Origin of the sequence: Limibacter armeniacum, from assembly GCF_036880985.1 — a bacterium.
Taxonomy (GTDB): Bacteria; Bacteroidota; Bacteroidia; order Cytophagales; family Flammeovirgaceae; genus Limibacter; species Limibacter armeniacum.
Map to the genome: position 1 here is coordinate 3,289,721 of NZ_JBAJNO010000009.1, position 24,840 is coordinate 3,314,560.

21 protein-coding genes are annotated in these 24,840 nt (G+C 39.8%); 11 read left to right on the plus strand and 10 right to left on the minus strand.

Annotated features, from left to right (window positions below):
• Positions 1 to 45: 45 nt before the first annotated feature.
• The 6 genes from cysQ to V6R21_RS31450 all read right to left on the minus strand — a co-directional run bounded on the left by cysQ (position 46) and on the right by V6R21_RS31450 (position 8,007).
• Positions 46 to 810, minus strand: a complete 765-nt coding sequence (gene cysQ / locus V6R21_RS31425; RefSeq protein ID WP_334247437.1) for a 3'(2'),5'-bisphosphate nucleotidase CysQ — start codon at positions 808 to 810, stop codon at positions 46 to 48.
• A gap of 25 nt (positions 811 to 835) precedes the next feature.
• Positions 836 to 1,606 (minus strand): MBL fold metallo-hydrolase, encoded by a 771-nt coding sequence (locus V6R21_RS31430; protein WP_334247438.1) that lies wholly within the window; start codon positions 1,604 to 1,606, stop codon positions 836 to 838.
• An 83-nt stretch (positions 1,607 to 1,689) separates the two neighbouring features.
• Complete coding sequence (locus V6R21_RS31435) at positions 1,690 to 1,953, minus strand: hypothetical protein (RefSeq protein WP_334247439.1); 264 nt, start codon at positions 1,951 to 1,953, stop codon at positions 1,690 to 1,692.
• A gap of 179 nt (positions 1,954 to 2,132) precedes the next feature.
• On the minus strand, positions 2,133 to 2,507 hold the full coding sequence (locus V6R21_RS31440; RefSeq protein ID WP_334247440.1) for a response regulator: 375 nt from the start codon (positions 2,505 to 2,507) through the stop codon (positions 2,133 to 2,135).
• A 257-nt stretch (positions 2,508 to 2,764) separates the two neighbouring features.
• Positions 2,765 to 6,055: a PAS domain-containing hybrid sensor histidine kinase/response regulator gene (locus V6R21_RS31445; protein WP_334247441.1), complete on the minus strand. Its 3,291-nt coding sequence runs from the start codon at positions 6,053 to 6,055 to the stop codon at positions 2,765 to 2,767.
• A 191-nt stretch (positions 6,056 to 6,246) separates the two neighbouring features.
• Positions 6,247 to 8,007: a mechanosensitive ion channel family protein gene (locus V6R21_RS31450; RefSeq protein WP_334247442.1), complete on the minus strand. Its 1,761-nt coding sequence runs from the start codon at positions 8,005 to 8,007 to the stop codon at positions 6,247 to 6,249.
• 300 nt (positions 8,008 to 8,307) lie between these two features.
• Between V6R21_RS31450 and hemA the strand changes: the two genes are divergently transcribed.
• The 9 genes from hemA (at position 8,308) to V6R21_RS31495 (ending at position 15,507) form a co-directional block, all read left to right on the plus strand.
• A complete protein-coding gene (gene hemA, locus V6R21_RS31455; protein ID WP_334247443.1) occupies positions 8,308 to 9,570 on the plus strand; it encodes a glutamyl-tRNA reductase in 1,263 nt (420 codons plus the stop codon).
• Between the two features lie 154 nt (positions 9,571 to 9,724).
• Positions 9,725 to 10,171 carry an ATP-binding protein gene (locus V6R21_RS31460; protein ID WP_334247444.1) on the plus strand — a complete coding sequence of 149 codons (447 nt, stop codon included), beginning with the start codon at positions 9,725 to 9,727 and terminating at the stop codon, positions 10,169 to 10,171.
• A complete protein-coding gene (locus tag V6R21_RS31465; RefSeq protein ID WP_334247445.1) occupies positions 10,161 to 10,925 on the plus strand; it encodes a tRNA(His) guanylyltransferase Thg1 family protein in 765 nt (254 codons plus the stop codon). Before V6R21_RS31460 ends, V6R21_RS31465 begins: the two co-directional genes overlap by 11 nt.
• A 29-nt stretch (positions 10,926 to 10,954) precedes the next feature.
• Complete coding sequence (locus V6R21_RS31470) at positions 10,955 to 11,260, plus strand: DUF1287 domain-containing protein (protein WP_334247446.1); 306 nt, start codon at positions 10,955 to 10,957, stop codon at positions 11,258 to 11,260.
• A complete protein-coding gene (locus V6R21_RS31475; RefSeq protein WP_334247447.1) occupies positions 11,218 to 11,547 on the plus strand; it encodes a DUF1287 domain-containing protein in 330 nt (109 codons plus the stop codon). The genes V6R21_RS31470 and V6R21_RS31475 overlap by 43 nt, the downstream gene beginning before the upstream one ends.
• Before the next feature lie 12 nt (positions 11,548 to 11,559).
• On the plus strand, positions 11,560 to 12,000 hold the full coding sequence (locus V6R21_RS31480) for a GNAT family N-acetyltransferase (protein WP_334247448.1): 441 nt from the start codon (positions 11,560 to 11,562) through the stop codon (positions 11,998 to 12,000).
• A 62-nt stretch (positions 12,001 to 12,062) separates the two neighbouring features.
• Positions 12,063 to 13,370, plus strand: coding sequence for an amidohydrolase family protein (locus tag V6R21_RS31485; RefSeq protein ID WP_334247449.1), 1,308 nt, complete (start codon positions 12,063 to 12,065; stop codon positions 13,368 to 13,370).
• Between the two features lie 129 nt (positions 13,371 to 13,499).
• Positions 13,500 to 14,504, plus strand: coding sequence for an LLM class flavin-dependent oxidoreductase (locus V6R21_RS31490; RefSeq protein WP_334247450.1), 1,005 nt, complete (start codon positions 13,500 to 13,502; stop codon positions 14,502 to 14,504).
• Positions 14,505 to 14,832: 328 nt separating this feature from the next.
• The gene (locus V6R21_RS31495) at positions 14,833 to 15,507 is read left to right on the plus strand and encodes a toxin-antitoxin system YwqK family antitoxin (RefSeq protein ID WP_334247451.1); all 675 of its coding nucleotides are present in this window, start codon (positions 14,833 to 14,835) and stop codon (positions 15,505 to 15,507) included.
• Between the two features lie 68 nt (positions 15,508 to 15,575).
• Here V6R21_RS31495 and V6R21_RS31500 read toward each other — a convergent pair whose 3' ends face one another.
• Positions 15,576 to 16,478 (minus strand): aldo/keto reductase, encoded by a 903-nt coding sequence (locus V6R21_RS31500; RefSeq protein WP_334247452.1) that lies wholly within the window; start codon positions 16,476 to 16,478, stop codon positions 15,576 to 15,578.
• Between the two features lie 203 nt (positions 16,479 to 16,681).
• Between V6R21_RS31500 and V6R21_RS31505 the strand changes: the two genes are divergently transcribed.
• Positions 16,682 to 17,050 carry a hypothetical protein gene (locus tag V6R21_RS31505; RefSeq protein WP_334247453.1) on the plus strand — a complete coding sequence of 123 codons (369 nt, stop codon included), beginning with the start codon at positions 16,682 to 16,684 and terminating at the stop codon, positions 17,048 to 17,050.
• Positions 17,051 to 17,101: 51 nt separating this feature from the next.
• On the opposite strand, the gene V6R21_RS31510 is transcribed toward V6R21_RS31505, so the two are convergent.
• From V6R21_RS31510 to V6R21_RS31520, 3 genes are all read right to left on the minus strand, one after another.
• A complete protein-coding gene (locus V6R21_RS31510) occupies positions 17,102 to 18,028 on the minus strand; it encodes an aspartyl/asparaginyl beta-hydroxylase domain-containing protein (protein WP_334247454.1) in 927 nt (308 codons plus the stop codon).
• 129 nt (positions 18,029 to 18,157) lie between these two features.
• Positions 18,158 to 20,563: a TIM-barrel domain-containing protein gene (locus tag V6R21_RS31515; RefSeq protein WP_334247455.1), complete on the minus strand. Its 2,406-nt coding sequence runs from the start codon at positions 20,561 to 20,563 to the stop codon at positions 18,158 to 18,160.
• A gap of 220 nt (positions 20,564 to 20,783) precedes the next feature.
• Positions 20,784 to 23,948, minus strand: a complete 3,165-nt coding sequence (locus V6R21_RS31520; protein WP_334247456.1) for a glycosyltransferase family 117 protein — start codon at positions 23,946 to 23,948, stop codon at positions 20,784 to 20,786.
• A gap of 442 nt (positions 23,949 to 24,390) precedes the next feature.
• Between V6R21_RS31520 and V6R21_RS31525 the strand changes: the two genes are divergently transcribed.
• A complete protein-coding gene (locus V6R21_RS31525; RefSeq protein ID WP_334247457.1) occupies positions 24,391 to 24,582 on the plus strand; it encodes a hypothetical protein in 192 nt (63 codons plus the stop codon).
• The last annotated feature ends 258 nt before the right edge of the window (positions 24,583 to 24,840 follow it).

A 24,840-nucleotide genomic window follows, 5' to 3' on the forward strand; every position in this document is an offset into this window, starting at 1 on the left:
TCTGTGTCTGTGATGAGAGCTTTTTATTTATAAAGAAAAACTCAATTATAGCCCTAAGCAAAGGAAACTGGAGTTTAGCAGATTTTCTTTAGTGTAAGTAAATAGCTCTTCTTCCGTATTTCCTTTATAGACTTTTCCTCCTGCTGCCATTACAACTGCTTGTCCAGCGGCAGTGTCCCATTCCATTGTAGGTCCATGTCTGTAGTAGACATCTGCTTTGCCTTCAGCAACCATACAGAACTTAAGGGAACTTCCTACAGAAATACTGTCTGATACATTGTAGCGAGCAAGTACTTCTTCCTCTTCTGGAGCAGCATGTGATTTGCTTCTGACAGCAACAATATTTTCTGTAGCTTTCCTTACAAATAACTGAGTATCCTCACCATTGACTCTCTTAAAAGAGCCCATACCAATTTCAGCGTAGTATGTAATACCCTTGGCAGGAACATGAACCACTCCCATTACAGGAAGGTTGTTTTCAATCAAGGCGATATTAACAGTAAATTCACCATTTTTCTTGATAAACTCTTTGGTTCCATCCAATGGATCAACCATCCAATATTGTGTCCAGTTTTTACGGGTTTCATAATCTGGTAGACCTCCTTCTTCTGAAAGTACAGGAATATTTGAAGAGAGGTTTACTAATGCTTTTTCAATCACTACATGCGCTGCCTTATCCGCTTTTGTAAGAGGAGAGTTGTCATCTTTCTTCTCAATACCAAAGTCAGACTGAGGGTCGTCATAAATGTTCATGATTGCTTGACCTGCAGCTTCTGCAATTTCAATGATTGATTCAATTTCAATATTCATCTAAATAAGGATATTTGGTTTTAGTTTAAATCGTTATCTGTAACCCATCGTATGCAAGGTGAACGCCATCAGGAAGTGATTCTTCCACGTCCTTATGTAGTCCTAGACTATGGCTAATATGAGTGAAATAAGCTTGTTTTGGCTGTATTTCAGCTACAATTTCCAATGCTTCTTCTAACGTGAAGTGTGAGTAGTGCTTCTCATGGTGTAGTGCATTCAGTACCAATATCTCAGTTCCTCTAATTTTATCCATTTGGTCAGGCTCTATTTTATTGGCATCCGTGATATAGGTGAAATTACCAATTCTAAAGCCTAATACTCGCATCTTACCATGTAGTACTTCTATGGGGTTGAAGGTTGTATCACCAATATTAAAGTTGGTATCACGATCAATCATATGTATGTCTACCGAAGGGACTCCTGGATACTTTTCCTCAGCAAAGAAGTAGTTGTATTCTAGTTTCAACTGTTCCAAAACAGGGAGCGTGCAATAAACAGGGATAGGCTGAAGCTCCTGAGCAAAATAGTATCCACGAATATCATCTAACCCTGCCGTATGGTCTTTGTGTTGGTGTGTGAAAACAACAGCATCAAGGTGACGTATTTTTTCTCTCAGCATCTGTTGCCTGAAGTCAGGTCCTGTATCCAATACGACGCTCAACCCATCATCTGTCATGATATGAAGAGAGGTTCTGAGCCGTTTGTCTCTGAAATCTATCGAACGGCATACGTCACAGTTACAGGTTAATGTCGGAACTCCTTGTGATGTTCCTGTTCCCAAAAAGGTAACTTTCATAGTATCATGGGTTGCCAGTTGTCCATAGACAAGCTGACACTGCTTTATTTATAGATTAGGATAAAAAAAGATTCAGGAATTAATTATTGTGCCAGTAACTGCTCAAGCAGCGATTGATTTTTCTCTGACAACTTTGACACATCAATATCAGGTTTCAGTTGCCTGAGTATTTCGGTCAGTGAATTAATTTTCCCTTCTACTGAGTAGTATTTGTTGACTACTACAACCTTGGTACTTTTCAGAATGCAATATCCAGACTTAAAACTACCTTTTTCATATCGGAGTACATAGTCTGTTTCGGCAAACAGATCTTCTATCTTATTCAGTAGGTTTTTCGTCGGTTTCATGCACAATTTTCTTTAAAGGTAAGGACATACCTTTGCCCACAAGCCGAAAATTTAATAAACCTTCTGAATTTTTTTATATAAAATTCATTCCATTTCTACTAAATATACAATTACAAGGAAGCAAAAGGCATAAAAAAAGCCTGACAGGTGCCAGGCTAACTCAAGTATCGTCCTAATGCTTAATTGTTGGTAACTTGGTTAACGGTGTTCACCAAACTATCAAAGTTAAGCGGCTTTTGGAGGTAAATATCGATTCCTACAGCCTTAAACTCATCCATAGTATAATTTTTGGCATTTCCTGTAATAGCGACAATTGGAATTTTTGCTTTGGAAGGATCGTCTAGAGACCTGACTTTGCGGGCACATTCCATTCCATCCATTACAGGCATGCTGATATCCAGCAGGATAGCATCAAAGTTTTCTTTTGCAAGCTTATCAAGCACTTGCTGTCCGTTTTTAACAGAGACAATTTCATAGTTCTGAAACTGCAAAACTTTTTTGGTGATATTCTGAATAACGGAACTATCTTCGGCGACCAATATTCTTTTTGCCATAGATTTAAGGGTTTGTGGTTTTAGTTCGGTTAAGATGGATTCCATTCAGCAAGCCAGATCAAAGATGGTCTGGCAACGATGGCGCTGTGTATATAAGCAGATCAAATAGACCTGAATTTTGGAAATATCTGTAAACCAATACGATTCTTGTAGAATTTATAAAATATTTAGTGGTTAGTACAACAAAGATAACTTTTTTTCTTCTCCTTTTAGCTTAACGCACGATGTTTTATAGGCTCAGAACGGACAGAAAAATACTATTCTTCAGGGGGCATCCATTTCTGGTATAACTCCTTGAATTCATTATAGTACAGTAAAACTTTGTCAACATCCTCTTTCAGGTCAGATACATCTCCTGCCTTTAGTTTGCCCTCTCCACTTTTAGCTGCTTGAGCTAGTTTTTCAACACCAAGTGTACCGGCAGTCCCTTTAATAGTATGCATACTTGCTCGCACTCCTTCAGGGTCGTTAGTAGCCATAGCGGTATTTATTTCTTCAATCAGCTCATCTGTTTCTTCCAAAAAGCCTTCAAAAGTATCTCTTACGATTTCCGTACCTCCATATTTTGCCAGTTCAGCTACAGTACTTACTCTCAATGCAACTTCATTAGAAGTGTCCAAAAGGTCGTCTTTAAGGTTTAGTTCCTTACTTTCAACAGAAGTTTCTGCCTCTTGATTGGAGATCGTTTCCTCCTGCTGTTGGGTTGACTTGACAATCTCTTCTGTCAGAATTACATCTTTGTTTTCGGGTTTTTCCTGTAAATATTTCTTGACCATTCCGATAAGGTCATCAGCTTTGACAGGCTTGGTGATAACGTCGTTCATACCTGCTGCTGTAAACTCTACCATCTGCTCTTTCATGGTAAAGGCTGTTAGCGCAATAATGGGTAGTTCTAGTTTGTTATATTTCTCTCTTAGCTCTTTGGTAGCCGTTACACCATCCTTTACAGGCATTTGTATGTCCATAATGATTAGGTCATACATTTTGGAAGTAGCTTTCTTGACGGCATCGTCGCCATCCACACTCTCTTCAATCAAACAGCCAGCTTTCTCAAGAAATGCCCTTCCAACTTTTCTGTTGGTCGCATTGTCATCTACAAAAAGGATAGAAGGGGGCTTTTTGAACCGTTCCTTGAATGCATTTTCTTCTATTGCAGGCTGATTAGTAGGAGCGGCACCCTGTGCATCTTCAGCCTCTACTGTAAACCAGAAAACACTTCCTTTTCCAAGTTCAGATTCGACATAAATCTCTCCTTCCATCATGTGGCAAAGCTCTCGAGCAATCGCAAGCCCAAGCCCTGTTCCTTTTAGCATTTTGGAATAAGGATTGTCTAATCGAAGGTAGCTGTCAAACATTAAAGTACGGTCCCTGTCACTGATTCCGACACCTGTATCCTCAATTTCAAACATAAGAATATGTTTTTTGAACTTACGAGAGCCTTTCATCCTGACTGTAACAGAGCCTTCCTTCGTATATTTGATGGCATTACTGACAAGGTTATTCAGAATCTGTATAATACGGATTTCGTCTGCCAAAATTACTTCAGGAGTTGTAGGATCAATTTCACAGATGAAATGGAGGTTTTTTTCCCTTGCCGATTGCAGGTTGATATCATACACTTTTTCCATTGTCAGCCTAGGATCAATAGGTACAGGCTCGATTTTCATTCGTCCTGCTTCGATCTTTGACCAATCCAAGATGTCATCAATAATACTTTGAAGCGTATTGGTAGAATTGATGATAGTACGGATGTATTTGCGCTGTTCATCATCCAAATGAGTGTCTTGCATTAGTTGCAGGATACCAATAATACCATTGAGAGGAGTGCGCATCTCATGGCTCATTTTGGATAAGAATTGCCTTTTTACTTCAGAGGCTTCTTTAGCTTTCTCTTTCTCTTCTTCTAGCTTGATGTTGATGTTTCTGAGGTCGGTAATATCTTTGGCTACACCTTGTACAACATGTTTCCCTTCATGGTTACGGGAGAGCCAAAAAGTAATAGAGACATACCTTTCTTCGCCTGTTTTCCGGTGTATAACCCTATGCGAATAATTTCTAATCTCTTTATCAACAAGTAGTTTGGGTGCTATTTCTTCCTTAATGGCTGTTTCACTGACATAAAAATCGGCTAAAGACATTGTGGAAGCTTCTTCAGCAGTCCATCCAGTCATTTCATAGATAGAAGGCGTTACCATCAGGATATTGCCTTGCAGGTCAGATTGGAAGTAAACCACATCTCTCAAGCTACTGAAGACAGAGCTGAATTTGGTTTCACTTGCTTTCAGTTCCAGTTCAGTTTGCTTCTCTTCGGTAATATCTTGGGCGATGGCATAAACTTCTTTGACACTGTCGCCATAGCGTACAGGACTAAATACTACATCTAGCCAACGGGATTCATGATTACGAGTTTTGATGGGTAACTGAAAGTGTCTTGAGTTACCATCCAATGCTTTTGCGTACTGGATATCCCAAAACCCAGAGAAGTCTTTACGAGCTAGATGTAGCTCATGTGTTTGCATGCCTTTATAGACATCTACATCGTATATATTCTTATAGGCTCTTCTAAAGTTTTCGTTGAATCTGACAAGTCTGAAGTTACGATCAATCACCCACTTGATCTGATTGCCACTTTCAAACATGGCTTCCAGACGAGCTTCCTGTTTGTTGATGATCTTTTCAGTAGCTAACAGTTCCGTGACGTTGGTTAGAAACATCCTGTAGATATTAGGTTGTTTCGAATTATAGGATTTGCGGCAAGTTACTTGTCCTTTCAGGCTGATCTGGTTTTGATCATGACTTACCATGCTAAGGTTGACAGTAGTGGGTTTTCCTGTTTCACAAGCTCGCTTTAACCTCATCTTGAGCAGGTCAACCTCAGCCGAATTGTCTGTTAGCAATTCAAAGAGGTTTTTCTCTACCATCTCTTTGTCAGGGTACCCTAGTGCATTGGAGCATGTATCATTAACAAATAGCAGGTTGCCTATTTCATCAAACACAAGGATAAAGTCACTGGAACGGGCAAAGAAATCACGAAGCTCTTGGTCATCACGTTTATATTTCTCAGCTGCTGCAACATACTCCGTAATATCTTCCAATAGTAAAATGAGATGGTTTCCATCATTCATTAGTCTAATGCTGACATTACGGATACCATGATGGCTTTTCAGCCTTACTTTAGAGTAAGTAGGGAGTTCTGTGATGGCAATATTCTCTTGAGAAGTAATGATGAGATCAGAAAAATTTTCACCAATAATTTCTTGTGTATTGAAGCCTGTTAGTTCAAAGAAAGCACTATTAACCTCTTGTATAACTCCTTTTTGGCTGAGTTGCAAAGCGGGCAGCAGGTTCTGGCTGATAGTTTCCCAAAGGGAAGTATCAGAGGAAATATTGTTCTCATCAAGTGTATGTAACACTTCTTCCAACAACCCCATTACACGAGTGTCAGGTTGTCTGGCATCTGGAGTTTTCCACTCATTTTTGAGTAGGTTCAGCTGCTCCTGTAGTTTTTCTAGCTTGTCTTGCAACGTTGTTTTTTGGGTGTCATCCATATTGAGTAATCAGTCTTGCTCTTACGATTTGGAGCGCAGCACTTTCAATATTTACGCCTCCTCTTTTGACAGGATGTCTTGAAAAGAGAGTATAAAAATTACATTAAAATATTGATATGTACTAAAAAAAAGCGTTTGCTGCTCATGTACGTGCAGCAAACGCTTTGAGTTCGGGTACGGATGAAGTTTTTCTAGTTCCTGTTGTTAACAATTTCGACCCAATTATCACGGTTTTGCTCATAAGTGGGTGTAAGTGAGGACTGTCCAGGGAATGTTTCCATATGTAATGTTTGAGTAGGAAATGCAAACCTGATATTCAAGTCATCAGCCAATCTGATAACCTCAAGCATGACTTCGTGTCTGGCTTTAAGTTCAGCTCCCCAGTCAGGTACTTCAAAGAAGATATAAAACAGTACATCCAATGAAGATGCGCCAAATGAATTGAGGTGAATCTGATGAAAGTCCTTTCGTGTATTTGGATGCTTCATGACAATATCCTCCAATCCCTTTACGAATACCTCAATCAAATCAGGAGGCGTATCATATGTGATGGATATCTTAGTGTTGAAACGACGGTACTTTCTGCTACCCATATTGTCCACTACAAGGTCAGACATCTTGCCATTAGGCACACTGACCACTGAGTCATGGAATGTTCTTATTCGGGTAGAACGGAAACCAACTTCCTCAACAGTACCATCGACGTTATTCGATACAACCCAGTCGCCAACTTTAAAAGGCTTGTCAATGAAAATCATAAGCGAACCAAAAAGGTGCTTCAGTGTATCTTGGGCTGCCAATGCCAATGCCAAACCACCAATTGAAATACCGGCAAGTAGTCCTGTGACGTCATAGTCAAAGCTATCCAAAGCCAGAATAACAATTGAAACTAAAATAACCAATTTGGTCAATACCCTAATGACAGGGATTAGCTGTCTTTCCAATAGTTTGTTGTCACTACTCAGTCGTGTTTCAACCTTATCCAATACGCCAGAAGAGAGCCTGAGTGTGGCTTTTATCAGGGCATAATACATCAATACCTTTAGGGTAATTGTGACAATCTTCCATATTCCCATTGGTAATTGAAGCACCGGAAGCAGGAAAAACAGCAGAAGGTATACTAGTAAGGAACCAATAGGCTTTGCTGTAGGGCGAACCACTCTGTCAGCCATATGCTTGAAACCAAATCTCTTGAAGACTTCATGCATAACCCTTAAGGACATGAACAAAAAGAAGTGGTAAGACAGGTATGCGAGCAAAGTAACTAAAGCAATTCCTAGATACTGCCAGACTTTCAGCCCAAGAATTACCTGATGACCAGACTGGTTGCTGAGTTGTTGAGCCAAGTCAACAAGTGTATAAGTATGAAGTGGGTAAGCATCTTCTATAAGTTCGTCAATATGACTGACCGTAAAGTCTGCATATACCCATTTGTCATTTTTTTTGACCAGATATATTTCAGGAATATCTTCAAAAACAGTATACTTATGAGAGCTGCTACCATCAGGAGCGTAGTTTTTGTCTCTGGATATTGACTCCGGAGAAAAGTACTTCCCTTTGGCTAAGTATATTTGAAATAGCTTTTGAGCAATCTCCTGTCTTTTCTTTTTGGTCAAATTAGGAGCTACTATTGTTTGTGCCGCAATCTCTGGGTGAAAGTTTTCAGGAGATAGGTTGTCAAAATGAGTTTTCAAGGTATGGTAAGGAGAGCTTAAGCTGAACTCAATACCGTCGATTTCCTTGAATTTGTAAAACTCGTGGTCATCTGGAAAACTTTCTTGCTTGATCGGTTTTCTTACTCTTTGCTTTCCTTCTTCCTGATTCGTTACGGTCTTTAGCACAGCAGAAATTTGTGCGCTCGCTTGACCAGCGTAACCAATGACGGATACCGTGAGTAGTATAAAGGGTACAAGTCTTTTGATGGACATGTTATGGTAGTTACGTCTTTTCATGTAGTCGATTAATCGTTTGGGAGTTTAAAATTCAGGAATCCAATGGGATTCTGCTAATTTTTTATTCTAATCTCCCTTAATAATTTATAATCAATCTAAATTTTATCCCATCGTGCAGTTGGGGCAGTGAATTCCTCCTTGTAATTGGCTATATTTGTGCGAGTTTGGAGTTTTATGTTCTTGCACGAAAAACCGTTGACCAAAATCATTGGTTTTGCAGACGAAGGATATTTCATTTATCATTCAAAACCTGCATCAGAGTTAGTTTCTGATTGCTGCAAGCCTTAAATCTAGGAGATGATGCAAAACAACTTTAAAGCCATATCGCTTTCTTACAAGTCAGCACCACTTGAAGTAAGAGGGTCTCTTTCTGTAGGAGAAGGAGAATACGGTACCTTGTTGGAGAAAGTCAAAGAAGTCCTTGGAGTTCAGGAAGCACTAGTAGTGTCTACTTGTAACCGCACAGAGGTATATTATTCATCAGAAAATGATAAGTCAGAAGAACTGATCAAGTTACTTTGTGCTTTGAAAGGCTTAGACCCTTCGGAGTATGCACAGTACTTTCTGAATATACCGAACAAGCACGAGGCGCTTCAGCACCTTTTTAGGGTATCAATGGGACTAGAGTCTCAGGTTGTTGGTGATTTGCAGATCTCCAATCAGATCAAACGTTCTTACCAGTGGACAGCGGATACAGAAATGGCAGGACCGTTTTTGCACCGTCTGATGCACACGGTGTTCTTTACTAATAAGAGAGTGACACAGGAAACACCATTTCGTGATGGCGCTGCATCTGTATCGTATGCAGCTGTTGAGATGGTGGAAGAGTTAACAAACGATCTCCTAGATCCTAAAGTATTAGTAGTAGGCGTAGGCGAAATTGGTGCAGACGTTGTACGTAACCTACAAAATACAGACATCACGAATGTTCAGATTACCAACCGTACTTTCTCCAAGGCGGAAGAATTGGCAAATGAATGTGAGTTTGAAGCCATTCCATTTGAGAATATATGGAAGGCAGCAAAAGAAGCTGATGTTATCATCTCATCTGTAGCAAAAGCAGATTTCTTTGACAAGGCAAACGTAAAGGATCTGGATGTGTTGGCATTCAAATGCTTTATGGATTTATCTGTTCCAAGAAGTGTAGCCACAGACGTAGAATCGATTCCAGGTGTGTTGGTATATGATATTGATGATATCAATACTCGCGCAACTAAAGCTTTGGAAAGAAGAAAACAGGCAATGCCTGATGTTGAGCGTATTATTGGAGAGTCAATTGAAGAGTTTGGCTCTTGGGCACAGAATATGGTATTCTCTCCAACAATTCAGAAGCTGAAGCAATCTTTGGAGGCGATTAGGCAAGAGGAAATTGCGAAAAGCATCAAAGACCTTTCAGATGAAGAAAGAGAGAAGGTGGAGAAGATTACGCTTAGCATTATGAATAAGATTATCAAGATTCCTGTACTGCAACTAAAAGCTGCTTGTAAAAGGGATGATGCTGATGCGTTAGTAGATGTGCTAAATGACCTTTTTGATTTAGAAAAGAAAGCACAAAAGAAATAAGAGTTTAGCTAAGAGTAGTTATATATCAAAGCAATTGCATTGGAGTTTATGCCAAAGCAATTGCTTTTTTTATGCATTATATTTTGACATAAATAGCCTTTCCTAAAAAGGTATGTTATTTTTTGAGATGAAAGGAAAATAAGATCAATTACTAATGGAGGGGATAATTTTTATTGGAATACAGGCAAGTGGGAAATCAACATTCTATAAGGAAAGGTTTTTTAATTCACATGTCAGGATCAGTATGGATTTGCTCAATACAAGAAACAAGGAAAATCAATTTATAGAAAAGTGTATAGAGCTTCATCAAAGGTTTGTTGTAGACAATACAAACCCAACTGTAGAAGAGAGACAAAGGTATATCACCAAACTGAAGGAGAGAAAGTATAAGGTGATTGGTTATTTTTTTAAGTCCATTGTACAGGATTCCCTGTTCAGAAATCAAGGTCGAGTAGGCAAGGAGAAAATTGCGGAAGTAGGCATTTTATCTACTTATAAAAAGCTGGAATTGCCTTCTTTTCAGGAAGGTTTTGATGAGCTGTATCAGGTCGAGATCGTGGATGGAATGTTTGAAATCAAAAAATGGAAAGATGAAATTTGACGATTTGGATAAGAAAATGAGGGTATTTGAAACCTCACACGACTATTGTGTTCTGCCTAAAATATATATGGTCGCAAGGATTGACGGACGAAATTTTACAAGACTGACAAAAGAGGTTCATCAGTTTGAAGCACCATTCGATGAACGTTTCAGGGATTATATGGTACAGACAGTAGAGCACCTGATGCAATGCGGGTTCAAAGTGATCTATGGGTATACGGAGAGTGATGAGATCTCCTTGTTGTTTGCCCAAAATGAAACGGTATTCTCAAGAAAGCTAAGAAAATACAATTCGGTGTTGGCAGGAGAAGCCAGTGCTAAATTTTCAATGCAACTGAATGATGTGGCAGCTTTTGACTGTAGGATTTCTCAGTTGCCAACAAAGGAAGATGTGATTGATTACTTCAGATGGAGAAACGAAGATGCATTCAGGAATGCGCTGAATTCACATTGCTATTGGAACCTCAGAAAAAATGGTGCATCGGTGAAAAATGCAACCCGAAACCTGGAGGGAATGTCAGTTGCGGATAAAAATGAATTGCTTTTCAGTAACGGTATCAACTTCAATGATCTTCCAAATTGGCAAAAAAGAGGGGTCGGATTATATTGGAAAAGCTATCCATCTGACGGTGTAAATCCGAAAACCGGAGAAGTGGTACAGGGCGAAAAGAAAAAGATATGTATTGATTATGATCTTCCAATGAAGGAAAAGTATAGTGAGTTTATTCAAGCCATACTCGAGACAGAAGATTAAGAAGGAAACAATATGACCATTTGATTACCATGAGACTAAAAGCACTCCTATTTGTAATTTTAAACTTGACCTTTCTTCAAGTAAGTTTCAGTCAGGATTCATTTTATTCAAATCTGGCGGAAGTGACAGTTTCCTTAACTCAGGATCAGGTAGTTTATGATCCTAGCTATTTTTCCATCACTTATCCAAATGGTGATGTGCCAAAAGGTAAAGGAGTGTGTACGGATGTGGTGATTAGGGCATATAGAAAATTGGGTGTTGACCTTCAGAAGGAGGTACGGTACATGAGGATATGGCAAAACACTTTGCTTTGTACCCTAAGGTATGGGGACTGAAAACTACTGACAAAAATATAGACCACAGGAGAGTACCTAACCTGATGAAATTTTTTGAGCGTCATGGAGAGGTATTAGCCATTTCTGATAATCCATCAGATTACCAGTCAGGCGATATTGTCTGTTGGAACCTTGGTGGAGCTATAACCCATATTGGCATTTTGGTAGATCAGAAATCTGATGATGGCATGCGGAATCTGGTAGTGCATAATATCGGATCTGGACAGGTAATGGAGGATATGCTTTTTGATTTTAAGGTGATTGGGCATTATCGGTATAAAAAATAGTGGAATAAAAACATGATCAGACCTTACACAACAAAAGACAAACAACAAGTAATAGCACTGCTTCGCCTTAATACCCCGCAGTATTTTGATGTATCTGAAGAAGCTGATTTACGCCATTACCTCGAAAATGAGCTGGAAAGTTATTTTGTAGCGGAAGAAAATAACCAAGTCGTTGGAGCTGGGGGGATTAATTATTTCCTGTCTGAACGGTTAGCCCGTATCTCATGGGATTTTGTACATCCGGACGTTCAAGGGAAAGGCATAGGGAAAGCCTTGTTACTTCACCGGATAAAGGAAATAAATAGTCATCCTGAAATAGAAACCATTATGGTCAGGACATCCCAACTGGCGTATAGGTTTTATGAGAAAGTAGGGTTCAAATTGGAGAAAACAGTAAAAGACTTTTGGGCAGAAGGATTTGATCTTTATCAGATGAAGATGAGTAATAAGTAGGCTATTCAATTCAATATTTTTTCAGCCTGAAATAGGGCTATCCATCGTAAAAACTAAACAGAATGAAACTTCTCAAACTTACTTTTCTCTATGCATTGCTCTTGTTTTGCCAAGTAGCCAATGCACAGCTTTCCTTAGGAAATTATGCCATTGAATCTGTCAATATAGTTGATGTAGAGCAAGGTGAAATCTTGTATAACTATACCATTATCATTACTGATGGCAAGATTTCCAGCTTACTTCCTTCATCTGAATATGTGGCAAATGATACGTTACATGCTATAAGGATGAAAGGGAAATACGTTATACCTGGCTTGATTGATACGCATGTGCATTTGGCGACTAACCCGACAGAAGAGATTAGGGCAAATGCGGAAAAAACACTGCATGAAATGTTGCTATCAGGTGTGACTTCTGTCAGGGATATGGCAGGTGATACCAGAGCATTGTCAAGTCTTTCAAGGGATGCTTTGGTAGGAGATATTGTATCACCAGACATATACTATTCAGCCTTGATGGCAGGCACAGTTTTCTTCAGTGATCCAAGGACAATCGCTTCAGCACAAGGAGGGGAAAGTGGCAAGATGCCTTATATGAGAGAGATTGCAGATGATACGGATTTGACTTTGGCTGTAGCTGAGGCAAGAGGAACAGGAGCAAAGGGTATCAAGCTGTATGCAAATCTAACTGAAAGCGAAATAGATGGAATAGGCACAGAAGCAGCAAGACAGGGGATTAAAGTGTGGGCACATGCAGCTTTACCTCCAACCAAGCCCTCAGCGGTTATTGGGGCTGGGGTAGTATCCGTTTCGCACTCACCGATGCTGGTACACGAAAAGTATCCGGAAAAGAAGGATTTGCCCAAATCTTGGTTGGAGCAAGACTTATCAAAAGACAACACCGCATTTTGGGATAAAGAATACAAGAAGCTAGGTGTCGAAAACCTGTATGAAGAGATGAAACAAAATGGGGTGATTTTGGATGCAACAGTTTCCGTCTACAAACATTTTGTGGCAGGCAATCAGCAACAGCATTGGAAATATGAGATGTGTAAGCGAATCACAGAAGCAGCGCATAAGGCAGGGGTAACCATCTCGGCAGGTTCGGATACTGATCAGGCTACATTCGTGCAGGAAGAAATGAAGTTGTTGGTTAATGAATGTGGCTTTGCACCAATGGAAGCGATAAAGGCAGCAACAGTTTATGCTGCTCAGGCAATTGCAATGGAGAAGTCTGAAGGAACCTTGGAAGAAGGGAAAAAAGCCAATCTTGTTATTCTGAATGGAAATCCCATTGAGAATATTAACAACATTGATCAGGTGGTATTGGTCATCAAATCAGGTAAGCTGTATACAGGAAAAGGGGCATAAAGAGGACGCTTGATATTTTCAGTGATCGAAGTATTTAGGCAGTCGCCAACTTTTTTGTCAGCTCTTTAGTTATAAGAATTCAATATTGAATTTTACAGACTAAACCAGCTGAATAAGCGAACAAGCAATATGTCACAACGAATAAAGCTGAGTATACTTGATCAGTCTCCTATTGCCGGAAGTGATACACCAGCACAGGCATTGGCGAATACTACAAGTTTGGCGAAGCATGCTGAGAAGTGGGGATATCACCGTTTTTGGGTGTCAGAACATCACAATACCAAGACACTGGCAGGATCAACTCCTGAAGTATTGATAGCCCATCTGGCTGCCAATACTGAAAAGATCAGGTTAGGTTCCGGAGGTGTGATGCTACCACATTACAGTGCCTACAAGGTTGCAGAAAACTTTAACCTGCTTGCTACCTTATACCCAGACAGAATTGATTTGGGGGTGGGAAGAGCACCAGGTACAGATGCGCCAGCTATTTATGCCCTGAATTCGCATAAGGGAAATTATGATACAGACCGTTTCCCGGAGCAGATTGCAGAACTGAAAGCCTTTACAAGTGGTCCGGTCAATGCAGGTGGCTCAAAACTTTATGCTTCACCTGTACCGGAAGTAGCGCCACCAATTTGGGTATTGAGTTCTAGTGGGTTTGGTGCGCAGCATGCAGCAGGACAAGGCGTAGGTTTTGCTTTGGCACATTTCATCAATCCGTTGGGCGGGCCGGAAGCCATGCAAAAGTACCGTGAAGAGTTTATCCCTGAGCGGAAAACTGATCAACCGCAAGGTTTGGTTTGTGTCTTTGTGAATTGTGCAGATACGGAAGAGAAGGCGCTTGAACTTCAACGTACCATGGATATTCTAATGCTTTATGTGGAGACGGGTAGGAGAGTGCCTGTTTTGCCATATGAGGAGATACGGAAAATTCAGTTGTCACCGATGGAAGAGGCAAGGATAATGCATAACCGTAACCGGATGGTATTCGGAACACCAGCGTCTGTCAAAAAGCAACTGGAAAATTTGGCAGAGCAATATGGATCAGATGAAGTGATGGTTGTGACTATTACACATGATTTCAAGGATAGGCTTCGTTCCTATGAGCTGCTGGCAGAAGCATTTGCGTTATAATCATACTTCCCTGCATATTGTTGCCAAATAATATGCAGGGATTTTTTGTTTGTTAACTGTTCATTCTTGTTTTTAAGATGGGACTATACTTACCATTTAGCCTCTCAAAGCGTTAAATTTCACTTTATCCAGTATTAAAATGTAGAATATCTGGAGAACTGTCTGTTTATCCGCTTTTTATTACTTAACTTCATAATATAGTACACAATGATATAGGCGAATCTACTGATGTATTTCAGTATTCGAGATTTAATAACCCATTAGGATGTTATGGATACATCCAATTATAGAACTTACACTAACTAGCTAAAAACCAATTAACCCTGTAATGAGAATACTCATAACTTTACTGCTGATTTCAGTAGTACAACCATCTTATACCCAAAAGCTAAGAACCTACCATGAGTCAGACCTTATTTTTGTAGGTTCTGTCGTAAGCAGCACCGAAAGCATTACAGAAATTGTCGCTTTCAATGGTCAGCAAGTGATTTTTCGTATAGATAAGTTGATTAAAGGTAACATTGATGAGAAGGTAATGTTATTTTCTCCAATGCATTTGCGAGATGTTACTGTAGATCGTTTTTTACACCAAGGAGATCAGTGGCTGGTCTATGCAAAGGGGAATCAGTTATTGGATCATAGCCGTTGTATCATTTGCCATACAGGGAAAGATGCTGCTATGACAATCAAACGGAATTTTGATGCCGAAATCCAATTGCTGACAGCCCTGACTGAAAAATCGGTGGTTACAGAAGAGGATGAAAATGGTACAATCGTAGCAAGATTTTCAGAAGGAAAACCCCATGGCATTTGGACGATTTATAATAAAAGGAAAGTGGTAGAACGTGTGATACACTATGACGATGGTTATATGGTGCTTCAGCAGTTTTATACCCGAGGAAAACTCAATAAGTTAGAGATGTATGACAGTGGTGGACATATGGATAGAGTCGTTTACTACAATGAAAAGGGCAAGGTAATGGGACTTATCTTAGAACAATAAAATTTCTTGTCAAAGAAAGGAAAAGCACCATGACATTAAACATGGTGCTTTTCTTTTGTATAACTGACTTATGGTATTGGATGACCTTGTGCAGCTACCAGAATTTCAAACCATTCATCTCTGCTAAGGTCAATATCAATGGCATCAGCTGCGGCCTTTATACGTTCAGGCTTGCTTGTACCAAGAATTGGCAGTATTTGAGAAGGGTGTTTCATCAGCCAAGCCAACAGGATCTGGTCAATGCCTGCATTATTATGGTTAGTAGCTATCTCAATTACTTTATCTCGTAATCTCCTTACTGTAGGATCATCCGTTTCAGTGAAAATCTGTCCGCTTCCTAATGGTGACCAAGCCATCGGTACAATACTGTGTTGAATACATTGGTCCAAAGTTCCATCAAAGATTGTATCACGGTGAAGTGCAGAAATCTCTACTTGGTTTGTTACCAGTGTAAATCTTGAATTCAGCATTTCAAACTGAGACGGGGTAAAATTGGAAACACCGAAATGAAGAACCTTTCCACTTTTCTGTAACTGATAAAAAGCTTCAGCAATTTCATCAGGATGCATCAAAGGGTCAGGACGATGGATCAGTAACAAGTCAAGGTACTCCGTTTCGAGCATCTTAAGCGAGTTTTCAACAGAACTAACAATATGGCTTTTGCTAGTGTCATAAGAGTGAACCTTATGATCAGGTCTGTTGGGAGAGAGCAGTTTGATGCCACATTTGGAAACCAGCTCTATCTTGTCTCTCAATGAGCTATCCTGACGAAGCACTTTTCCGAAAGCTTCTTCACATGTATAGCTTCCGTAAATATCCGCATGATCAAATGTGGTAATACCAGATTCAATTCCTGCCTTTACCAAAGTGTCAATTTGTTGCGTATTAAGGTTGTCCCATTTCCAAACACCTGCTGCAACACGTGAAAACTCAGGTCCGGTTTTAGAGAGTTGAATTCTTTTTGCTGCCATTTCTATTTTAATTTTCCGTATCTATTAATTTTATTTTCCAACTTTTCCAGTCTTTGCACAGTACATCAATATAAATGATGATCTTGAGTGAATGGACTAACACTTTACGATACTTTTTAATCTGAAAGTGATCGGGAAATTTGAATATCCAAATCTGCTTACTACTTATATTTAGCAGTACCAAAGCACACAAATCTAATGATATGTTATACTTTTTAGTAATACTGGTTCCGTTTCTGATCCTGATGGCTTTTTTACTTTATAGAAATAAAAAGGTGAAAGAGCTTTACAACAATCAGGTAACAAAGCTTCGAAAGATAGGAGAAAGTTTTAAGGGAGATGCAGAGTTGCGAGAAATAGATAATTCTTTGTCTGAAGTGATGATCGTTTCGGATGAAGACGTGAAAAAATTAGAGAAGATGCTGCATAAGTTGCAGGAGCTTTATCAGTTACCGAAATCCAAAACCATAGCCAATACATATGGACTCAACTCTGAAAAGACAAGGAAGCTGAAAAGGCAGATAGCCAAACTGGAAGAGTATATCAATAAACAGGGAAGCGAATCTAAATAGATAAAAAGGACAACACTTTTAAGCGTTGTCCTTTTTTCAGAAGGAGTTTTTCTAGAAAAATATGAGATAGAAAATTGAAACAAAAATGGCATACTTCAACCCATAGTAGACAGGTTTGTTTTTTTGCTTGATTTCCTTTCCTAATAACCTAACTGAATATAAATAGCGGAAAGCCTTGTTGAGGTTTCCTGTCTTGTCGTTTTTCATGTTTGGAGAAGCAGCTGCTGCCATAATAAACCAACTGAAAAAGCTGTTCAACCATTTTCCTATCACTAGCTTCATAGGTCGCTCTACATCGCAGAAGAAAATCAGGCGATCTTTCTCTGTTGCATTTTCAGCATGATGTATATAAGTTTCATCAAACAATACATCTTCGCCATCTTTCCAAAAGTAGGATTGACCATCAACTACAATTTCACATTTTTCATCATTTGGTGTAATCAGCCCTAAATGGTAGCGCAAAGATCCTGCATACGGGTCTCGGTGTTCCGGCAAAAAGCTACCGGCAGGAAGTACGACAAACATTGCAGCCTTGATGCCTGGCACCTGTCTGACCAATTCTATGGTTTTAGGACAGTATTCCAATGCAGATGGGTGAAAGTCATTGTACCATTTGAGGTAAAACCTTTTCCAGCCTCGCCTGAAAAAAGAGTTGAAACCAATGTCGTTGTATTTGTCAGCGCCTTTAATCAGTTCACTTTGTTCAAGTAGAAGAGCTTCTTCACGTATCGTTTCCCAATTGTCTTTCAGTAAACTCAATTGAGGAAAGTCAGCAGTGGAAAGGTATGGTTTTGACGGGGCGGAAGAAAACAGGTACATCAACAAATTGATAGGTGCCATAAAAGTACTATGGTCTGTCAATTGTCTTAAAAACGAGTAACGGGTTTTGCCCCTAAAGTGAATGTAAATCGCTGATACAATTAGGAAAAGCAATAAAAAGCCTTTCCATGACAGGATAAAGGTCATGAACTGTTCCATAAAAAGTGTTTGGGTTATGTAGTTAGTTACTAACTAAATATAAATACACTGAGACAAAAAATCATTGTTTTAAACAATTTCTTATCAATATGTTTCAATGAACTTTTTATGGAATAAGCTCTCTGTTTATTATTTGATTTTAATAATGACTTCTTCTCCTTTTTTCCAGTTGAAAGGAATACTTAAGGTTTGCTTCTCAAGATTATAATGATAGTCTTTGGCGTCCAAGTGATCCTTGTTGACTTTTACTTTTTTTGGTGCGACCAGAACCTGATGGGCAACCAACTCGATTTTTCGGGTTTCGGGTTGCCCTGTATATACTCCTCCAGACTGGTTGAAAGTAAATGTCATGTTCCCTTTTTTATTCTCAGCACTGAATGTCATTAGTTCATATTGCCCTTTCTTGAAGGAGTCTTTTGTTTTACCATCATCATCATACATTTGCCCATTGCTTTCACTGACTTTTGGATCTGCAAAATAGTGTATGGTCAAGCTGTCAGAATTGTAGTTGGATAGGCTTTGAAACAGTGGAGACATAGGAATAAAACTACCTCCTTTTACAAAAACGGGGATGTCATCCATTGTTAGGGAAGTTGTTACCCACTGACCTCCGTTATAAGTCCTATCAGTCCAGAAATCTACCCATTGGTTGCCTTGAGGTAGGTATGTTTTGGCTGTCTTCTCTCCTTTGGAAGTGATGGGTGTCACAAGTATGTTGTCACCAAACAAGTAGCTCTTGTCATAGTTGAGTAATTCTCTATTGTTTGGTTCTTCAAAAAAGAGTGGACGCATCAAAGGCATGCCTGTTTGACTGTTTTCAAAGGCAAGGGAGTAAATGTAAGGATGAAGCTTGTAGCGCATTTCAATATAGCGTTTGACGATGTCTTTCGTTTTTCCCTTAAAATAAATGACCTCTGAAGGAATACCTTCTTGGCTGTGTGGTCTGTAAATAGGCTGAAATACGCCATACTGCATCCATCTGATATACAATTCTTCGACTTCCTGAACAGTTTGCTCACCAATGGCAAAACCACCGAGGTCTGAGTGCATATAGCCAAGTCCGCTCATGCCCATGGTCAAGGAAATATTTACTTGAGGTTTTAAACCTCCAAAGGTTCTGTTTACATCCCCAGACCAAGGTATTAGACCATAACGTTGGGAGCCTACAAAACCCGATCGCATTAGCATGAATAGCCTTTTGTCAGGATAGTTTTTTTCATATCCTTCATATATCATTTTTGCCCATTCATGCCCGTAAGCATTATGAACCAAGTCAGCGCTGCCATTGATATGTTGTAATTCGCTAGGGTGGACTTCAGGTTCTCCAAGGTCACCCCACCATCCTTCAACACCTTTTTTGACCTGTTTGTCGTAGAAGCTCCAAAACCACCTTTTGGCTCTTGGTTTAAAAATGTCTACCAACCCTGTTTCACCAAAAAAGAATTGATAGACAAAGGCTTTACCTGAGCGGTCTGTCCCCAGTACTTTTTGACTTACAGCCTGAGGGAAGTTTTTGGAAGTGGTCAAAATAAAGGGTTCTGTGATAAGTACCGTTTTGATGCCTTTGTCATTCAGGTTTTCAATCATCTGGTCAGGGTTTGGAAATGCGTCACGGTACCAGTCAAGGTTTCCCATATAACCGACCACCTGAGGGCCGAACCAGAAAAGGTCTAGCACCACTGCATCCAGAGGTATATGCTCTTGGCGGAATTGGTCTGCAACCTGTTTGACTTGCTGTTGAGAATGGTATCCAAACCGTGAGGCAAAGTTTCCGAAAGCCCATCTTGGAGGTAGTGGTTGCCTGCCTGTCAGCTTTGTAAGGTGGGTTGTCACTTCGGCAGGCGTATTTCCTCCAATGATAAAGTAAGTCATGTTTCCTCCTAAAGCTTCAAAGGAAAGTACTCGTTTGTCTGTCTTGCCAAAGTCAATAAACCCACTAGTTGGATTGTCAAAGAGGATGGCGTAATTCTTTGATGAAATGACTAAAGGCATTCCATAATTCATCTGTTCACTGTGTTCCTCATAGCCATAATGTGCTTTGTTGTATAATGGAAGTCTATATCCAGACCGGTCAAGAGGAAGAGCCCTTTCTCCACCTCCGTACAGGTGTTCATCTTTTTCTGTGCTGAATTTGAAGCCTTTGAGTGAGTCTGTATCAAAGTAACCGTCAGCTTCGTAGGTGAGAGATTTATTGCCATAATAGAACCGAATATTAAAGGGTGTTTTAGTGATTTGGACATTTAAAGCGCCTTCTGTTTCCGTTCCATACTGGAGGGTGTTGCCTTTGGAAGCAAATGCTGTTTGAAGTTTTTGAGGAGGAGTAACTACAGCAAATGCAGGATAGTTGGTGGTGTCCTTGCTATGGAATTGTACCTGAAAAGCATCTTCAGTATATGGGGTAATCGTGATTTTACCGTCACTTGTTGTAATTTCTAGGGAATTACTGTTGAGTTGATGACTGAGGTATGTACGCTGTGCCATCAGCTGTAGAGAAACAAGGCACAGTAAGAGGAGTAAGTAAAGCTTATTGGACATAGATGGTGAAGTTACAGAGTGATAGTTAATAGCGAAGTTACAGCGTAAGAAAGGGAAATAGAATGCGGAAGGTCATTTTAGAAGAATTGTATCAATTATAATGAACAATAATCTATAGTAGATAAGTTTTGGAGGTGAAACTTCTTGACTAATCACAAAAAAAGGCTGCCCATTAATAGAGCAGCCTTTATATTAATTATTTCCGATGATGAATCTTATTCTATCTTCCATACATATCACCATATACTTCAGCATAAATCTGACCGTATTTGTTGGCTCTTTCGTGGTAGATGTGAATCAACTCTTCATTGCGTTTAATTTCCTGCATCAGTTGCGTTTCAGGAAGCTCCAGAATTTCCTGACCACGTTCCTTAAGCATTTTTACTTTTTGTTGCGCTTCTTCAGCATTGCTCTTATACATCATAGAAAGTTGCTGAAGTGTTACCATACTGCGTTGAGCTAGTGATTGCACACTTTCATCAGCGCTGTTATGGTTTAAGTAGTAAACGATTGTTTCTTTTGCTCGCTCAGCTACAGTATTGGCAATAGAGTCTGCCATTTTATGATCTCCAAGTCTGTGGTAAAGATCTGCATAGCGTGGAGCATAGAAGCTGTATGGAATCGTATTGTCAGGAATATGGTACAATACAGAGTCCATTACTTGCTTAGCTTCAGCCTCACGGTCTTTCAGATATAGGTCTTCAGCCAAACGGTAGAAGTTGTAACGCGTATTGGCTCCAAACTTACGGTACTCATCATCATAGTAAACATCAGTGTTGTTCATCTCACGGAACTGGAAGTGCTTGATGTTTTCAAGCATTACATCAGTGTTTACTTCCCCTACATCACCAGTGTTTTCAGTTATAATAGGCATCAGACGGTAAGTCATGCCCTCCAGCATCATATATCTGCGAAGATCCATGCTTAAGGTATTCGCTGATGTATTGTTGAAGTAAATCGGACGTTCCCAGTTTTTGTTGTTGGAAATCAGGTCCAGTAACGCCAATTCATTTTTGAAGATATGGCGTTTACCTCTTCCTAGTTTCCAAACCATTTTGCTGACAACCTGATCTTCTTTTCCTTTAGGAATAAAGCCTTGATTGATAACACCCGAGCTGTCTACATCCAAAACGAATGTATCTGAAAGTAGCATAGCTGTACGTGTTCCATCACTTAAAGGAACCTGTACGGCAGGGCTATTCTGGTTAACCAAAGAAAGGTAAGCACTCAGGTTAACACCGCCTTTAGCTCTGTCATCCGGTACAAGAGGAATATATTCGTTTTTACCTTCACGGTAGTTTTCCTGATCCAGTCCAAGTGGTAATGGAGCCGATTCATACTGTTGCTGACGCATTTGCTCTAGGTACCATCCTGTACTAAAGTAGCTCAATACGGCAACCCTTACATCCGTTCTGTAGCCTTCTACATTTTGTACATACCAAAGAGGGAACGTATCGTTATCACCACCTGTAAATAGGATAGCATTTGGTGCACAACTGGCTAAGGTGTTACGAGCCTGATCAATAGAGTGGAATCTATTAGAGCGGTTATGGCTCTCCCATCCGCTTGTACCCATCAGTACAGGAACTACCATACAAAGTGCTGTAGCTATGGCAGGGGCAGTAACGCCTTTAGCTTTACTTTGCAGAAGCTCTGAAATGGCCATTACACCCATTCCTATCCAAATAGCAAATACATAGAAGGACCCTACATAAATGTAGTCACGCTCACGTGGCTCTACTGGAGGTGAGTTTAGGTAAAGTACAAGGGCTACACCTGTAAGGAAGAAGATCATCAGCATTACTAGGAAGCTTTTTTGATCTTTTGTCTGCTGGAAAAATAGTCCTAACAGACCCAGTAGCAGTGGCAACATAAAGAAGTTGGTTCTTGCCTTGTTGTTTTCCAATACACCAGGAAGGTCTGCAGCAAAAGCATCCCAAGGAGCGCTCCATCCTGCATCTTTATAGTCACTCTGTCTACCTGCAAAGTTCCACATAAAGTAGCGGGCATACATGTGGCCTAGCTGATAGTCAAACATGAAGTAAAGGTTGTCACCCATAGTAGGTTTCTCTCCTTGCTGCAAGCCTGTTTTTTCTTGATACAGTCTATCATGACCTGGTTGCTTGCTGTACATACGAGGCAGCAGCATCTCGTCTTTACGGTCGTAAATTTGTTTTACTTTGTGGTCATATACCTCATAGTAGTCTTTTCCATTTTTTGTAGCCTGACGGTATTTGTCACCTACCTGTTTTGTTTCAGTAGGCTGAGCTGTAAAGTTACGTCCGTAAAGCAGAGGTCTGTCACCATACTGCTCACGTTTCAGGTAAGATACGAAGCTCAGTAGGTCGTCAGGAGCATTTTCGTTAATTGGTGTCTCTTGATTGGAACGGATCAGTAGCAATGTATAAGAGCTATAACCAATCAGGACGAAAGCCAAACCAAGGAAAATATTGTTCATGGTTACTTTGCCATGTACTTGGGAGTAATATATTCCGTATGCAACACCACCCAACAGCAATATTGCGAAGAAAATACCACCAGTACTGAAAGGCATTCCCAATGTATTGACAAAGAACTTATCGAAGCCAAAAGTGATTTCAGGAAGTCCTTGGATTACGCCAAACATAAATACCAAAATCAGTATGCCACCTATACCAATAGCAACAACCAACCCTTTCAAGTTTCCTTCAGGGTAGTGCTTGTTATAGAAAATCATGGCCATAGCAGGTAGTACCACAAGGTTCAACAAGTGAACACCCATTGAAAGACCAATGATATAGGCAATCAGGATTAGCCAACGGTTAGCGATAGCGGCTTTCTCAATACGTTCCCATTTCAGGATTGCCCAGATAATAGCGGCAGTCAGGAATGAGGACATTGCATATACTTCTGCTTCTACAGCGGAGAACCAGAAAGAGTCTGAGAAAGTATAAGCCAGCGCACCAACAGCACCTGCACCCATCAGGGTAATGATTTGCCCTGTAGAGTACTCTTTTCCATTGGCAGGCTTAATGATTTTCATGCCTAACAATACAATTGTCCAGTGAAGGAAAAGAATCGTTAACGCACTGAAAAATGCAGACGAGAAGTTGATCCAGAAAGCTACTCTTGTCACATCACCTAGAGCAAGGAAAGAGAACATTCTGTTGATTAGCTGAAAAAATGGTGTACCAGGAGGGTGGGGTACCATCAGCTTGTAGGACACGGCAATAAACTCACCACAGTCCCAAAAGCTGGCAGTTTCCTCCAGTGTGATTGTATAGACAATCAGCGCCACAAGGAACACCGCCCAACCGGTGATGTTGTTGATTTGCTTGAAGTTTTTCATAAGATCCATATTTGAGGCAGAAGCTTTTCCTCGCTTCTGTTTCTCCAGTATTTCCATTGGTTTTTGTTTATGACTGAAAACAGATTCGCCAAAATATAAAATAATACCAAGACCGTAATGCTTTGTAGCCTAACAAAGGGTGATTATGTCTATGGTTTTAACTATTTGATCTCAGGTACGAGGTTTGAATGGTTGAGAGTAAGCATTGTTAATGCTTTATCCTGATGGATATTCACTTCAACTTGCTCAAGCCTTTTTCCAGTTTCACAATTCCTTGCAATAATAATGAATGGTAAAAATGGAAGCGGAAAAGATGCCTCATTAAAAAATGTTAAACACTGTGTGTCGTATAAAGAGGTACTGAGTAGGTAGAGATGTGTTTACGCAGTGAAGTTTAGTTTTATTGAGTTTTCGTGGAAATTTTTCAAGAATACAATCCATCACCTTTACCCTACTTCAAAGGGTGGAAAATTTGAAACCCATGATGATACTTTCCTAGATGAACATAGTTAGGGTAATGGTTTCAGCAGGTAGTGTTTATACTTATGTAGACTTCGCTATGGGTAAGAACCAGCCTTGGCTAGGTTCAGAGTATACCAATGTGCTTTCGGAAGGAGGGAGAGATGAATGGAAAACACGTTTTAATATTAATGTCAGTTCTATATTTCTAATGGCTTTATTTTTTGTATGAAAAAATAAATATAAGCTCCTCGGAATCCTTCAATAATACATTAGAACTGAAGTATTTCGGAGAGTTCTTTTTTTAAGCAATCCATTCGGGTTTTAAAACCGATTTTACATTCCATTTATTCCTTTATTCATGCTGGTATTAATGTTGTGAGTTGCGCCTTGTTTTTGTATCTTGCCACTTCGTTAAAAGGCAAAAAAAATCCTAGAAAAGTACATTTTTAGGATTTTTGATTTGGGTGTCTGAATTCATGTCAAATGT